Annotated in this window: 15 protein-coding genes, 1 tRNA gene and 1 pseudogene; 11 read left to right on the plus strand and 6 right to left on the minus strand. The window is 61.6% G+C overall.

Going from position 1 to position 13143, the window contains the following annotated elements; translation table 11 throughout:
• Positions 1-67: 67 nt before the first annotated feature.
• The 5 genes from trhO to AC0L37_RS17315 all read left to right on the plus strand — a co-directional run bounded on the left by trhO (position 68) and on the right by AC0L37_RS17315 (position 3059).
• A complete protein-coding gene (gene trhO / locus AC0L37_RS17295; RefSeq protein ID WP_282222506.1) occupies positions 68-1108 on the plus strand; it encodes an oxygen-dependent tRNA uridine(34) hydroxylase TrhO in 1041 nt (346 codons plus the stop codon).
• Entirely contained in the window at positions 1105-1719 is a 615-nt protein-coding gene (gene tsaB / locus AC0L37_RS17300; RefSeq protein WP_269371933.1) for a tRNA (adenosine(37)-N6)-threonylcarbamoyltransferase complex dimerization subunit type 1 TsaB, read from the plus strand. Before trhO ends, tsaB begins: the two co-directional genes overlap by 4 nt.
• Complete coding sequence (gene rimI, locus AC0L37_RS17305; RefSeq protein ID WP_282222505.1) at positions 1716-2195, plus strand: ribosomal protein S18-alanine N-acetyltransferase; 480 nt, start codon at positions 1716-1718, stop codon at positions 2193-2195. The genes tsaB and rimI overlap by 4 nt, the downstream gene beginning before the upstream one ends.
• Before the next feature lie 90 nt (positions 2196-2285).
• Entirely contained in the window at positions 2286-2675 is a 390-nt protein-coding gene (locus AC0L37_RS17310) for a Fur family transcriptional regulator (protein WP_427857112.1), read from the plus strand.
• A gap of 132 nt (positions 2676-2807) precedes the next feature.
• Positions 2808-3059: a hypothetical protein gene (locus AC0L37_RS17315; protein WP_282222503.1), complete on the plus strand. Its 252-nt coding sequence runs from the start codon at positions 2808-2810 to the stop codon at positions 3057-3059.
• Here the strand turns inward: AC0L37_RS17315 and AC0L37_RS17320 are convergent.
• Together AC0L37_RS17320 and pncB are read right to left on the minus strand one after the other, a co-directional pair.
• Positions 3056-3310, minus strand: a complete 255-nt coding sequence (locus AC0L37_RS17320) for a hypothetical protein (protein ID WP_212659251.1) — start codon at positions 3308-3310, stop codon at positions 3056-3058. The genes AC0L37_RS17315 and AC0L37_RS17320 overlap by 4 nt on opposite strands.
• 117 nt (positions 3311-3427) lie before the next feature.
• Positions 3428-4738: a nicotinate phosphoribosyltransferase gene (pncB, locus tag AC0L37_RS17325; protein ID WP_282222502.1), complete on the minus strand. Its 1311-nt coding sequence runs from the start codon at positions 4736-4738 to the stop codon at positions 3428-3430.
• A 203-nt stretch (positions 4739-4941) separates the two neighbouring features.
• Between pncB and AC0L37_RS17330 the strand changes: the two genes are divergently transcribed.
• Both AC0L37_RS17330 and AC0L37_RS17335 read left to right on the plus strand, forming a co-directional pair.
• Positions 4942-5475, plus strand: a complete 534-nt coding sequence (locus AC0L37_RS17330; RefSeq protein WP_282222501.1) for a hypothetical protein — start codon at positions 4942-4944, stop codon at positions 5473-5475.
• Position 5476: 1 nt separating this feature from the next.
• Positions 5477-5806 carry a hypothetical protein gene (locus AC0L37_RS17335; RefSeq protein WP_212659248.1) on the plus strand — a complete coding sequence of 110 codons (330 nt, stop codon included), beginning with the start codon at positions 5477-5479 and terminating at the stop codon, positions 5804-5806.
• Between the two features lie 6 nt (positions 5807-5812).
• On the opposite strand, the pseudogene AC0L37_RS17340 reads toward AC0L37_RS17335, so the two are convergent.
• The 4 genes and pseudogenes from AC0L37_RS17340 to AC0L37_RS17355 all read right to left on the minus strand — a co-directional run bounded on the left by AC0L37_RS17340 (position 5813) and on the right by AC0L37_RS17355 (position 8478).
• Positions 5813-6966, minus strand: a pseudogene (locus AC0L37_RS17340) (winged helix-turn-helix domain-containing protein).
• Positions 6967-7085: 119 nt separating this feature from the next.
• Complete coding sequence (locus AC0L37_RS17345; protein WP_212659246.1) at positions 7086-7682, minus strand: nitroreductase family protein; 597 nt, start codon at positions 7680-7682, stop codon at positions 7086-7088.
• A gap of 181 nt (positions 7683-7863) precedes the next feature.
• Positions 7864-7939: transfer RNA gene (locus tag AC0L37_RS17350), tRNA-Ala, on the minus strand.
• 140 nt (positions 7940-8079) lie between these two features.
• The gene (locus AC0L37_RS17355; protein WP_473313528.1) at positions 8080-8478 is read right to left on the minus strand and encodes a TIGR02300 family protein; all 399 of its coding nucleotides are present in this window, start codon (positions 8476-8478) and stop codon (positions 8080-8082) included.
• Positions 8479-8645: 167 nt separating this feature from the next.
• Between AC0L37_RS17355 and AC0L37_RS17360 the strand changes: the two genes are divergently transcribed.
• The 4 genes from AC0L37_RS17360 (at position 8646) to AC0L37_RS17375 (ending at position 13105) form a co-directional block, all read left to right on the plus strand.
• Positions 8646-9995: a 3-phosphoshikimate 1-carboxyvinyltransferase gene (locus tag AC0L37_RS17360; RefSeq protein ID WP_282222500.1), complete on the plus strand. Its 1350-nt coding sequence runs from the start codon at positions 8646-8648 to the stop codon at positions 9993-9995.
• Positions 9996-9998: 3 nt separating this feature from the next.
• Positions 9999-10637 carry a (d)CMP kinase gene (locus tag AC0L37_RS17365; RefSeq protein ID WP_269371915.1) on the plus strand — a complete coding sequence of 213 codons (639 nt, stop codon included), beginning with the start codon at positions 9999-10001 and terminating at the stop codon, positions 10635-10637.
• 229 nt (positions 10638-10866) lie between these two features.
• Positions 10867-12525 carry a 30S ribosomal protein S1 gene (rpsA, locus tag AC0L37_RS17370; protein WP_473313531.1) on the plus strand — a complete coding sequence of 553 codons (1659 nt, stop codon included), beginning with the start codon at positions 10867-10869 and terminating at the stop codon, positions 12523-12525.
• A 49-nt stretch (positions 12526-12574) separates the two neighbouring features.
• Entirely contained in the window at positions 12575-13105 is a 531-nt protein-coding gene (locus AC0L37_RS17375; RefSeq protein ID WP_282222499.1) for a GNAT family N-acetyltransferase, read from the plus strand.
• Positions 13106-13143: the final 38 nt, after the last annotated feature.

A 13143-nucleotide genomic window follows, 5' to 3' on the forward strand; every position in this document is an offset into this window, starting at 1 on the left:
ATGTTCTGATTTGGCCGCGCGCGCGGGCAATGGTATGAGCGGGCAAAGCAACCCGCCGAAAAGTCATATGACCTCTAATCTGCCCCAAGACGATCTGCCATACAAGGTGATGGCGATCTATAAATTTGCCGATCTGCCCGACGTCGAAGCCATCCAGCCGGCGCTGGCGCAATTGTGTGCCGGTGGCGAGATCAAGGGGACGCTGATCCTGGCGCCCGAGGGAATCAATGGCACGGTGGCGGGCACACCGGCGGCAATCGATGCGCTGGCCGAATGGCTGTTTGAAACCGGCGCGTTCGGGGACCGGCTGGCGGGCGCCGAAGTGAAATATTCGGCCGCCAGCGAGATGCCGTTCTTGCGCATGAAAGTGCGGCTGAAGCCCGAAATCGTGACGCTGCGGGCGCCCGAGGCCAATCCGGCCAAGACGGTGGGTACCTATGTCGAGCCCGCAGACTGGAACGGGCTGATCGAGCGCAATGATGTGGTGCTGGTCGATACGCGCAATGATTATGAGGTGGGGCTGGGCACGTTCAGCCGGGCGCTGGACCCCAAGACCCAGACCTTTACCGAGTTCAAGGACTATGTCGAAACCCATCTGGACCCGGCCCGGGACAAGAAGGTGGCGATGTTCTGCACCGGGGGCATCCGCTGCGAAAAGGCCTCGAGCTATCTGCTGAGCCGCGGCTTTGAAGAGGTGTTTCACCTCAAGGGCGGGATTTTGAAATATCTCGAAGTGGTACCCGAGGCCGAGAGCCGGTTTGCCGGCGAGTGCTTCGTGTTCGACGAGCGGGTGGCGGTGGGCCATGGGCTGGTCGAGGGCGATGCTACGCTGTGCCGGGCCTGCCGGCATCCGCTGACCGCGACCGACCGGGCCGACCCGGCCTATCATGAAGGGGTCAGCTGCCCTTATTGCGCGCATGACGAGGCCAAGCACGCGGCGGCGCAGGAGCGGCAAAAGCAGATGGAACTGGCCGAAAAGCGCGGCGGGGCTCATCTGGGTGACGGCGCGGCGGTGGCCGCAGCCGATGCACGGGCGCGCAAGCGGGCCGAAGCTGAAGCGTCGCGGGCCCGCAATGCAGCAGCGGCGGCCAAGGCGGCGAAACGATGAGCCCGACGCACGGTATCGTGCTGGCCATTGATACGGCAGCACCGCGGCTGCAACTGGCTCTGTTGCTGGCCGATGGATCGGTGGATGTGTCGGTCGATGAAATGGCGACCGGACAGGCCGAGGCGATCTTTGGCCGCATTGCCCAATTGCTGGGCCGCAACGGGGTGGGCTATGCCGATCTGAGCCGGGTAGTGACCACGACCGGACCGGGCTCGTTTACCGGGCTGCGGATCGGGCTGAGCGCGGCGCGGGGGATCGGGCTGGCCCGCACTATTCCGGTGATTGGGGTGCCGAGCCTGTTGGCGCTGTCGCTGAGCGTGGCAGGGCCATCGACAGTGCTGCTCGATGCGCGGCGCGGTGAGGCGTATTTCCAGATTTTTGCCGGGGCAGGCGTGGCGCTGACGCCGCCCGATCTGGTGGCCATGGTGCTGGCGCAGGCGGCCATTCCGCCCGATACCACGCTGATCAGTTCGCCGTTTGTCGATATCGGCTTGCTGGCGCAATATGGGGCTCAGGCTGACCCGGCGACCCATATGCCCGAGGCCAGCTATGTGCGCGATGCCGATGCCAAGCCGCAGACAGCGGGGCGTGTGGAAAGGCTGAATGTGTGATCAAGCTGTGGATGGCCCCTGCCGGGCTGCATATTGAACCGGGACAGACCAAGGATGCCGATGAATTGGCGCGCATCCACGCCAAGGGCTTTTATCGCGGCTGGCCCAGTGCCGAGTTTGCCAGTTTTCTGAGCGAGCGCGATACCCCGGTCTATGTGGTGTGTGACGCCAAGCGGCGGATTGCCGGGTTTGCGCTGGTGCGGATTGCCGCAGACGAAGCCGAATTGCTGACCATTGCGGTGGACCCCAAATGGCGCGGCAAGGGGCTGGGGCTGGCGCTGATGAAGGCGGCGTTCGCCGACCTGCTGATGAGTCCGGCCAAGCGGATGTTCCTTGAGGTCAGCGAAGAGAACACGGCCGCGATCAAGCTCTATGAGCGGCTGGGATTTGCCAGGATCTCGAGCCGCAAGGGCTATTACCCCAAGCCCGAAGGATCAGCGGCCACCGCGCTTGTCATGGCCACCGATCTTGGGTAACCCGGAGACATGACAAACCCGGTTGGGAGCCAGGGCGTGAGCAAAACCCAGACCGACCCAACGCTGGAAGAAGCCTGCGTTGCCAAAGGCATGCGCATGACGGACCAGCGTCGCGTGATTGCCCGGGTGATCGAATCCGCCGATGACCACCCTGATGTGGAAGAGCTGTATCGCCGGGCCTCGGCGATCGACGACCGCATTTCGCTCTCGACTGTTTACCGCACGGTGAACCTGTTCGAAGAGGCCGGGCTGGTCACCAAGCATGATTTCAAGGATGGGCGGGCACGGTTCGAGCTGATCCCGGACGAGCACCACGACCATCTTATCGATATCCGCAGCGGCACGGTGATCGAGTTTCGCAATGAGGAAATCGAGGCGATCCAGGAAGTGATTGCCAAGCGGCTGGGCTACCGGCTGGTGGACCACCGGCTCGAGCTCTATGCGGTGCCGGTCGATAGTTCAGGAAAGACAAAGGGCTAGCGGCCCATCGGGCCGCAGCGCCCGGCCCACCGGTCATTCAATACAATTTTACATGGTAATGCTAACGCCGGGTTCCGCTTGGGCGTTAAGGATTGATTAGCTATGACTGCCCCGAAGTTGATGGAGGCAGATATGGCTTGGCAGATTCTGGCAATGTGGGCCGTTGTGATGGCGGCGATCGTCTGGTTCGTGCGCGATGAGCGCCGACTGCTCGCCAATGCCGCCATGGCGCAGGCCGCCTATTATTATTCGCGCGCACCGCAATACCGCTATCAGTCGAGCGAGCCCGAGACTCCCCCGGCGCCATCCAAGCCCGTCAACCGCACGGGCGGGCTGACCCCGACACAGCGCGAGTTTCTGCAGGCGTTCGCCCAGACCTACTAGGCTGGCGGCCCGACGCTGGCCTTCATGCGTTTGACGATCTGCGCAGCCTTGAGCATGAGCGCCATATCGACATCGTCTGGAGCGGTCTGCTCGGCGACGTCGGCCCATACCGATATCGAAAGCTCATGAATATGCTCGCGACCGTCCAGTTCCTCCTTGAGGACGGCGCGCACATGGCCGGTTACACGACCGGCGAGCCGTGGGTGGGACTGCTTGTCCTTAACGGCGATATCAATGAGTTCTAAAGTCATACAGGCCCCGAGGGACCTCCCCGGCACTGCTGTGCGTGGATAATCCCGAGCTCACAACGCATGGAGCCGCATAAAGTTCTGCAGCGGCGGTGCTTTATTGGAGAAGACGCGCCTAGATCACACCTTGACCGCGTGTTCAACCCGACCGGCGCCACCAAATAGGCGCAGGTAGCGCTCGATTTCCTCGGGCGTCCCGGTGGCCTTGGCGGGATTGTCGGAGAGTTTTACCGCAGGGCGGCCATTGGCCTCGCTGACCTTGGCGACGATGGAAATCGGTTCCAGACCGGGATTGGGACCATCGGGTTCGCAGCCCGCGAAGTCATTGGTGAGGTTGGTGCCCCAGCCAAAGGCCATGCGCACCCTGCCGTCGAAATGCAGATAGGCCTCCTCGATCATGTCGACGTCGAGCCCATCGGAAAAGATCAGCAATTTGTCGCGCGGGTCGCGGCCGCGGCTCTTCCACCACTCGATAATGCGCTCTCCACCGGCAATGGCGGGGGCGCTATCGGGGCGGAAGCCGGTCCAGTCGGCGACCCAGTCCGGCGCGTTCCTGAGAAAGGAATCGGTGCCGAAGGCATCGGGAAGCACGATCTTGAGATTGCCGCCATAATAGCTCTCCCAATCCTGCAGCACCTGATAGGGCGAGGCCATCAGCGCCTTGTCATCGGGCGCAAGCGCGGCCAGGACCATGGGCAGCTCATGGGCATTGGTGCCGAGCGCTTCGAGATCGGTATCCATGGCCAGCTTGACGTTGGAGGTACCGGTGAAATTGTCGCCAATGCCTTCCTTGAGCGCATCGACGCACCAACGCTGCCAGAGGAATGAATGGCGCCGGCGGGTGCCGAAATCGGAGATACGCAGATCGGGGAGCTTTTGCAGGCGCTCGACCTTTTCCCACATCTTTGCCTTGGCCCGGGCATAGAGCACGTCGAGCGTGAAGGGGCCATAATGCTTGAGCGCGGCGCGGCTGCGCAGCTCGTTGATGATGGCGAGCGCGGGGATTTCCCACATCGAGGTCTCGACCCACAGGCCGGGAAATTCGAGCACGAACTGGCCATCGCGGCGCTCCAGGCTGTATTCGGGCAGGCGAAAATCCTCGAGCCATTTGAGAAAGGCCGGGGTGAATATCTGCTTGGAGCCGTAAAAGCTGTTACCGGCCAGCCAGATCATTTCTTTTTTGGTGAAGCGCAGCTCACGCACGTGATCGAGCTGGGCGCGCAATTCATCGATGTCGATTTCATCGGCCAGGCGCACTGATCTGGTGCGGTTGATCAGCGAGAAGGTCGCGTTGACCTGGGGGTAGAGACCCCAGATCATCTGCAGCATGAGCAGCTTGTAAAAATCGGTATCAAGCAGGCTGCGCACGATCGGATCGAGCTTCCAGGTGTGGTTGTACACCCGGCGGGCCATATCTGTGTAAGTCGCCATTCTCGTTCCCCGTTGCGGCGAAGCTTGTAGCGCGCAGGGCAAACGATGGAAAGGCGGATGGGTCGGTTATGGTACGGCGCGTCGCCCACGCCCCCTATGCAATCCTACGATCAGTATGTCCGCGAATAGCAGCCAGCGGCGATTTTGCCTCTACTGATCAAACCACCTGCACCGTTTGAACGCCTTCAAAACTGGTAGGTATCATGATCCGGGCTGCCCTTATCCTTGTCGTCGCGCTGGCGCTGTCGGCGTGTTCCGTTTTCCAGATCGGGGAGCGCTACGACAAGTCGATCGATGATGATCTGAACACGTTTCAGACCGAAACCGTCAGCTTCATCACCACTATGCGCATCAATGCCGGCCTGTCGGCAGGTGCCCACACTTCCGACACTGCCAAGGCGTTCTACCCGAAAGCGACGGCGACACTGGCCAATATGATGCTGCGGGCCAGTCTGCTGAGCAGCAGGCAATGCCCGATAAGCAGGACTGCGCCGCTACCGCCGATCGTGTCGGACGCCGAAGCTGCCGCAATCATCGGCGCACCGATCACTGAAGATGAAGTGCGGGGAAATTGCGTTGTGGTGATGCTGGATGCCGTGCAGGCGGCCTTCGTGCGGGTCGAGGCCAGGCACAAGAGCCAAGGACAGATTGGCGAAACGGCGGCGAAACTTGGAACAACTGCGATCAACAACTCGGTGCTCATCGCACTGGGAGGGATCAGGTCAAAGGACTACTGATATGCCAAGCTCTGAAGAAATTTTTGCGGACATGATTGCCAGCGCACGTCAGGCTGCCGGCGACTTCTGGGCTGATGTCCGGGCGTCCACTATAAGCGCCTGCAGATCGATGGCAGAGCAACTGGCACTGATTGCCAAGGGCTTTGCACTGGGAGAGTTCACCGAGCAGGACGTAAAGGCCGACATCGAGGCGGTGCGCAAGCAACTGATCGCTTCTTTGGCAGCGACGATCATGAAGATTGAAGGCCTGGCCGCCAGAATCATCAATAGTGCACTGACCGCGGTACGCGATGCGATCAACAACGCCCTGGGTTTCGAGCTGATTGCCTGAACAGGCTCAGGCACCGAGCTGGAAGCGCTCGAAACGGGTCAGTGCTGCCTCGATGGCGGCGCGTCCCTGAGCGCCGGTATCGACCAGATTGACCCAGTTCTGCACCAGCAACTTGCCGGCTGCACGGTCGGTCTTGAGATCAAGCGCGGCCACGATGGTGCCGCCCATCAGCACAGGCAGGGCGAAATAGCCCAGCTTGCGCCTGGCGGCGAGGCAGATAGGCCTCGAACAGGTGGTCGTAGTCAAAGAACAGCTTGAGCCGCTTGCGCTGGATGATCAGAGGATCAAAAGGCGACAGGATATGGACCAGATCCGGGGGCGCCAGCGGGCATTTCAAGCGTCTTCGGTTCGGCCCAGTGGATGAGCTTGTCATTGTCGCCAATGGTCAATGGTACCAGCTGTTTGCGGCGAACGCGGCTGTCGATCAATTCGCGTATCGCGGCCTTGGCCGGCGCATTGAGATGGCAGATGGAGTCAAGGCTGACAATGGCCTGGCTGCGCAGGGCGCGATCGAGCAGATAGGCAGTAATCTGGCGCGGCGTGGCGGGCCTGGGTGCGGCTGACCAGTCAAAATGGCGGGCCATCAGGTCATAGGTCTTAAGCATGCCCTGGCGCGCCGAGACGGTGACGTGGCCCTGATAGAACAGCGCTTCGAGTACGCGCTTTGAGGGTTTGCGGCTGGCCCAGAGATGGGTTTTGTCGACCCGTTCGTCATCAGCGAAATCGCGCATGGAGAGCGGACCATCGCGGCGCAGGCGCGCCAGCATGGCTTTGGATTCCGCAGGGGTGATCGAACCGAACCAACGGCTGAGACCGGTGCGCTGGGCTTTCATGGCGGGCAGAAAATAGGGCAGATCGGCGCTGGGCACGTAGCTGAGCGCATGGGTCCAGTATTCAAACACCGACTTGTCGATTGACTGGACGTGGCCGAGATCGCTGCGCTGATAATCGGGGATGCGCGCTGCCAGAATGTGATGATGGCAGCGTTCGATGACATTGATGGTGTCGATCTGCACATAGCCCAGATGGGCAATCGCTGCTCGCGTGGCCTCGGGCCCGGCACCAAAGGGCGCCGGGTTATCAAGGCGTTGGGCGGCAATCCAGAGATGGCGCGCGCGCACGGGATCGAGAACGATGGGGGCTTTGGCCAAGACGCGCATCCGATTCTGGTGGATGGCGAGCATGGGCGGCGCGCGGCGGTATGGTCAATGCATCGCGTGGCCATGACAAAGGGGGCAGAGCCAGCCGGCCCTGCCCCTTGATTGTGATCGGAAGGCTATCAGGCCGAGAAGCGGCCTTCGGAAATGACCGAGGCGAGCGGCTTGCGGGGGCTTGGCGCCTCGCGGGCCTGCAGCGCTTCAGGCAGGCTGGCGACATCGCCCTGGCGACCCAGCGCCACGCCAATCTCGATGCGCCAGTCCTGGGGCAGGTCCAGCTCTGCCGAGGCGCGCTCGAAATCAACGCCGCCCATGCCATGGGCATGCCAGCCCAGCTTGGTGGCCTGCAGCGCCAGAAGGCTCCAGGCGGCGCCGGCGTCGAAGGCGTGCCAGCGATTGGGGGTGGCTTCGGTGGCGCCGGGGGCGGTGCCAACGGTGCGCGAGGCAATAAAGACCAGCGCGGCGGCGTGCTGTGCCCAGCCCTGATTGAACGGGGCCAGCAGATCGAGCAGGCGCTTGAAGTGCTCGGAATCGCGGCGGGCATAGACGAAGTGCCAAGGCTGGCCATTAAAGGCGGACGGGGCCCAGCGGGCAGCCTCAAGAATGGTCAGCAGATCATTCTGGGGAATCGCCTCATCAGAGAAGGCGCGGGGCGACCAGCGCGCCAGCATGTCGGGATCGATGCGGTGTTCAGTGCTGCGCGGGGAATGGGCGGTCATGGCGGGAATTCCGATACTCATAGTGCGATTTGAAGCGCTCAAATAGGCATCGGGGTAGGCCAGGACAATTTGCCCATAACTGACTGCACTGTTCATCAAAGCGCACGCAATACGCGTAAACGCGCATGGCTTTTGCCCCACGCGGGCAGCGGCAGCAGGCTGGATGATGTGGAGAAGGAAATGGTGGAGCCTAGCGGGATCGAACCGCTGACCTCTTGCATGCCATGCAAGCGCTCTCCCAGCTGAGCTAAGGCCCCATTCCATGGGTCTTCGAAGGATATTTCCCGTCCGAAGCGAGGCGGAACCTATTGGATGATCCCGGCCCTTGCAAGTGCCTAAATGACACTTTTTTATTCGACCGGCTGAACGGCTCAGCCGGTCGAAATATCACGTAAAATCAGGTCTCTTCGTCGTCGTTGACGTCAAAGCCGATATCGTCGTCATCATCTTCATCGTCTTCGAGGAAGGTGTCGGCATCGTCTTCGCCGAGTTCTTCGTCGACTTCGACGTCATCGGTATCTGGAATATCCTCGTCACCCGATTCCTCGGCATCAGCCTCTTCGAGCGAGACGATGACGGGTGCAGCGACGTCCTCGACCTCATCCTCTTCTTCTTCAGCCACAACGGGCTTGGCCTTGACCGGTGCCGCCTTGGCGGTCACGGGTGCCTGCTCGAAGAAGGAGCGCGGGTAGCTCTTGCCCGTATAGGGCGAAGCGATCGGATCGAGATTGAGATCGTAGAATTTCTTGCCCGTTTCAGGGTCGGTCCGCTTGGTGCCGCGGTCGGAACTGGCCATCGATGTTCCTCGTGGATGGGGTTTGTGGGCGTTTATTTGCCCCGGGTTTGGTCAGTCCGGTTATGGGCAAAGCAGGTCCCTGTCAAACCGAAAATGTGGAGAGCAGCTTCCAAGGCCTATGGGGTGATGGCAATACCACATATGACCGTGTTAAGTCCGGAGCGCCCATGACCGATGCAAACACCACGCCCGCCACGCTCACCGTCCAAGGTGCCGACCCGCTCAGCGGACGGTTTGCGACGCCCGGCGACATCGCCATTTCACAGCGCGCCCTGCTACTGGCCGCGTTGACGGTCGGGGTCAGCTCGATCAGTGGTTTGCGCGCCTCAAGTGCGGTGCTGGCCTGTGTGGCGGCGTTGCGGCAGATGGGCGTCACCATCGAGCAGAATGGCGATGACTGGCGCGTCCACGGGCTGGGGGTTGCAGGCCTGCTGGAGCCCGAAGACGCCCTTGCGGCGGGGCAATCGGCCCATAGCGCCGCCCTGCTGATGGGCTTGATGGCCCCCTATGGCTTTACCACCCAGTTCGGCAAGGTTCCCACGCTACGCGGCGATGCAACGGCCATACTCAGTGACAGCCTGAGCGCGATCGGCGCCAGCGTCGAGCGGCGCTCGGACGGGCGGATGAGCCTGCGCGGCGCCTGCCTGCCACTGCCGGTGCGGCAACGCTTTGAGACCCCCGCCCCAACCGCCAAGACCGCGCTGCTGCTGGCGGGGCTGCAGATGGCGGGCGCGCACGAGATTTATGAGAGCGTGGCCACACAGGACCACACCGAAAAACTTATGGCCGCCTTTGGCGCCGACATCACCACCACCCCCGATGAAGGTCATGGTGACGGGGTGACGATTCGGTTTGTCGGTCTGCCTGAGCTCAAACCTCAGGTACTCAGCGTGCCGGGCGACCCGTCTGCGGCGGCCTTTGGCGTGGTGGCGGCGCTGATCGTCAAAGGCTCCGACCTGGTTATCGAAAACGTGCTGATCAATCCGCTGCGCACCGGGCTGATCGATACGCTGCTCGAGATGGGCGGCGATATCCAGTTCATCAATCAGCGCGAGATTGCGGGCGAGCATATCGCCGATCTGCGCGTGCGCTCGAGCTGGCTCAAGGGGGTGCGGGTGGACCCGCGCCATGCCGGCGCCATGCTCGACGATATTGCGCCCCTGGCGATTGCCGCGGCCTATGCGCAGGGCGAGACGGTGATCGAGGGCCTGCAGGATCTTAGCGGTCCCGATGATGACCGACTGGCGGCCATTGCAGCCGGTCTGAGTGCCAACAAGGTGAGCGTGACCCGCAATGCGGACAGCCTGATCATTGCCGGCGAAGGCAAGGTGGGTGGCGGTGGCCGTGTGCGCAGTGGCGGCGATGCCGCGATTGCCATGAGCTTTGCGGTGCTGGGGCTGGCCAGCCGACACCGGGTAAGCATTGAAGATGCCGAAGCGATCACCGCCAGCTTCCCCGATTTCGTGGCTACCATGACACAAGTAGGCGGGCACTTTCCGCCAAGCAAGGGACGCTAAAGCATGATCATTGCCGTGGATGGACCGGCCGCATCGGGCAAGGGCACGCTGGCCGCGGGACTGGCACAACATTATCAATTGCCGTGCCTGGACACCGGATTGCTGTATCGCGCTGTCGGCCGCGCGGTCAGCGGGCTTGAGGATGCGCCGGACTTCGAAGCGCGCGCCATCGCCGCGGCGCAGAACCTGAAGCAGGATGATATCGACCCCGAAGCGTTGGTTTCGGCGGGGGTTGGCGTGCTGGCCAGCAAGGTGGCGGTGATTGCCGGGGTGCGTCAGGCGCTGTTTGATTATCAGCGCGACTTTGCGGCGCAGCCGGGTGGCGCGGTGCTTGATGGTCGCGATATTGGCACGGTGATCGCCCCGCATGCCGATGTGAAGCTGTTTATCCGCACCGACAGCAAGGTGCGCATGGAGCGCCGGGCGCGCCAGCTTGAAAAGCGCGGCGAGGCGGTTGATCGCTATGCGCTCTATCACCAGATTGAAGAACGCGACGCGCGCGACATGGCCAATCCGCACGGCGGATTTTACAAAGCCGAGGACGCGCACTTGCTCGATACGACGCTTCTCGATATAGAGGCGTCACTCCGCGCAGCCATCGCGATTGTCGATGGGACCATGGCGCGCAAGGCAGGGCTGTAAGGCTCAAATCCAACCTTGTGCGTTCGGCCCCGGCAATCAGCCTCAGCGATGCCAAGCGGACTTATACCCAATCCATCGCCGTTTTCGAACGGAGCCCGTGTGCCGGCTGCTGACAAGATCAGCGGGCGGGTCCCGTTTCTGGCGATGCTCAACCCCCAACCACCGGTGCAAACGGAGAAGATATTTGGCACAGCAAACTGTGACGAAAGAAGATTTTGAATCGCTGTTGATGGACTCGTTCGTTGATAACGAGCCGCTTGAAGGCGCCGTTGTCAAAGGCACCGTCGTTGCGATCGAAAAAGACCTGGCGATCATCGACGTCGGTCTGAAGACCGAAGGTCGTATTCCGCTCAAGGAATTTGGTGCTGCTGGCCGTGATGGCCTGATCGTTGTTGGCTCGATCGTCGAGGTCTATGTTGACCGCGTCGAAAACGCCGCTGGCGAAGCCGTTCTGAGCCGTGAAAAGGCCCGTCGTGAAGAGAGCTGGGTCAAGCTCGAAGTCATGTACACCAACAATGAGCGCGTTGAAGGCACCATCTTCAACCAGGTCAAGGGCGGTTTCACCGTCGACCTCGAAGGCGCCGTTGCGTTCCTGCCCCGTTCGCAGGTCGATATTCGCCCCATCCGCGATATCGCTCCCCTGATGAACGTGCCACAGCCATTCCAGATCCTGAAGATGGACAAGCGTCGCGGCAATATCGTCGTGTCGCGTCGTGCCATCCTCGAAGAGTCGCGCGCCGAACAGCGTTCGGAAATCGTGCAGCAGCTCGAAGAGGGCCAGGTTGTCGACGGCGTGGTCAAGAACATCACCGATTACGGTGCGTTTGTTGATCTGGGCGGCATTGACGGCCTGCTCCATGTCACCGACATCGCATGGCGTCGTGTGAACCACCCATCGGAAGTGCTCACGATCGGCGAGACCATCAAGGTCCAGATCGTTCGCATCAACCACGAGAGCCATCGTATCTCGCTGGGCATGAAGCAGCTTCAGGCTGATCCATGGGAAGGCATCGAAGCCAAGTACCCAATCGAGGCCAAGTTCACCGGTCGCGTCACCAACATCACCGACTATGGTGCCTTTGTTGAGCTGGAGCCAGGCATTGAAGGCCTGATCCACGTGTCCGAAATGAGCTGGACCAAGAAGAACGTGCACCCCGGCAAGATCGTTTCGACCTCTCAGGAAGTCGAAGTTGTCGTGCTCGAGGTCGATCCGGACAAGCGCCGCATCTCGCTGGGTCTCAAGCAGACCCTGGCCAATCCTTGGGAAAGCTTCGCCGAGAAGTTCCCCGTGGGTGCTGTCATCGAAGGCGAAGTCAAGAACAAGACCGAATTCGGCCTGTTCATCGGCCTCGACGGCGATGTCGACGGCATGGTCCACCTGTCCGATCTCGATTGGCAGAAGTCGGGCGAAATCGCTCTGGAAGACTACAACCGCGGTGACATGGTTTCGGCCAAGGTCCTCGATGTTGACGTCGAAAAGGAACGCATCTCGCTGGGCATCAAGCAGCTGTCGACCGGCGAAGTCGCCGACACTGCTGGCACCGAAGGCGGCATCCGCAAGGGTTCGATCGTCACCGGTACCGTCACCGAGGTCAACGATGGCGGCATCGAAGTCCGTCTCGCCGACAGCGAAATGACTGCGTTCATCCGCCGTGCCGACCTCAGCCGCGATCGCAACGATCAGCGTCCTGAGCGTTTCAGCAAGGGCGAAAAGGTTGATGCGCGCATCACCCAGTACGATCGCAAGACCCAGCGCATCCAGCTCTCGATCAAGGCGCTCGAAATCGCCGAAGAAAAAGAAGCTGTTGCCAATTACGGTTCGTCCGCTTCGGGCGCATCGCTGGGCGACATCCTGGGCGCTGCCCTCAAGGATCGCGAAAAAGAGTAGGTTTTCTAACCTGCAAAACGATGGGCCCGCGCTTCACAGCGCGGGCCTTTTGCTTTCTAAAGGCGATCATGAGCAACACGATCCACTGGCGGCCTTTGACCCCCCTGATCTACCGGCGGTTGAGGCCATCGCCGAGATCGTGCATCCCGATTTCCCCGAGGATGGCGCGGTGTTTGCAGAGCGCCAGAAACTGTATGGCGAGGGCACGCGACTGCTCGAGCTGGACGGCGTGCCATCGGGCTATGTGCTCAGCCATCCCTGGCGCTTCAAGGAACTGCCCGCGCTCAACGCGCTGCTGGGCGCCGTGCCGGACGACGCCGACACCTATTACATTCATGATCTGGCGCTGCTCAACAAGGCACGCGGCACGGGCGCCGCAGCAATGATCGTGGGCGAAATCCAGCGCCATGCGCGCGGTCGTGGCTTTGCCCATATGAGCCTGGTGGCGGTCAATGGCTCGCTGCCGTTCTGGCACAAGCATGGCTTTCGCGCGCTCAGTCCGAGCGTGCTGGCACCCGAACTGATCGCCAAGCTGGCCAGCTATGAGGCCACGGCGCGCTTCATGGTCAAAAGCTTCTGAGCCGATCTGGGGCAGCCCTTGTGACTTGCCAAACCCGG

Source organism: Devosia sp. J2-20 (genome assembly GCF_055808475.1).

Coding starts and splice junctions, on each gene's coding strand:
- pncB (WP_282222502.1), bottom strand. CDS start 4,738: ATGGCGACTTACACAGATATGGCCCGCCGGGTGTACAACCACACCTGG.
- AC0L37_RS17360 (WP_282222500.1), top strand. CDS start 8,646: ATGACCGATGCAAACACCACGCCCGCCACGCTCACCGTCCAAGGTGCC.
- AC0L37_RS17320 (WP_212659251.1), bottom strand. CDS start 3,310: ATGACTTTAGAACTCATTGATATCGCCGTTAAGGACAAGCAGTCCCAC.
- rpsA (WP_473313531.1), top strand. CDS start 10,867: ATGGACTCGTTCGTTGATAACGAGCCGCTTGAAGGCGCCGTTGTCAAA.
- AC0L37_RS17315 (WP_282222503.1), top strand. CDS start 2,808: ATGGCTTGGCAGATTCTGGCAATGTGGGCCGTTGTGATGGCGGCGATC.
- tsaB (WP_269371933.1), top strand. CDS start 1,105: ATGAGCCCGACGCACGGTATCGTGCTGGCCATTGATACGGCAGCACCG.
- trhO (WP_282222506.1), top strand. CDS start 68: ATGACCTCTAATCTGCCCCAAGACGATCTGCCATACAAGGTGATGGCG.
- AC0L37_RS17345 (WP_212659246.1), bottom strand. CDS start 7,682: ATGACCGCCCATTCCCCGCGCAGCACTGAACACCGCATCGATCCCGAC.
- AC0L37_RS17365 (WP_269371915.1), top strand. CDS start 9,999: ATGATCATTGCCGTGGATGGACCGGCCGCATCGGGCAAGGGCACGCTG.
- AC0L37_RS17355 (WP_473313528.1), bottom strand. CDS start 8,478: ATGGCCAGTTCCGACCGCGGCACCAAGCGGACCGACCCTGAAACGGGC.
- AC0L37_RS17335 (WP_212659248.1), top strand. CDS start 5,477: ATGCCAAGCTCTGAAGAAATTTTTGCGGACATGATTGCCAGCGCACGT.
- AC0L37_RS17330 (WP_282222501.1), top strand. CDS start 4,942: ATGATCCGGGCTGCCCTTATCCTTGTCGTCGCGCTGGCGCTGTCGGCG.
- AC0L37_RS17310 (WP_427857112.1), top strand. CDS start 2,286: ATGCGCATGACGGACCAGCGTCGCGTGATTGCCCGGGTGATCGAATCC.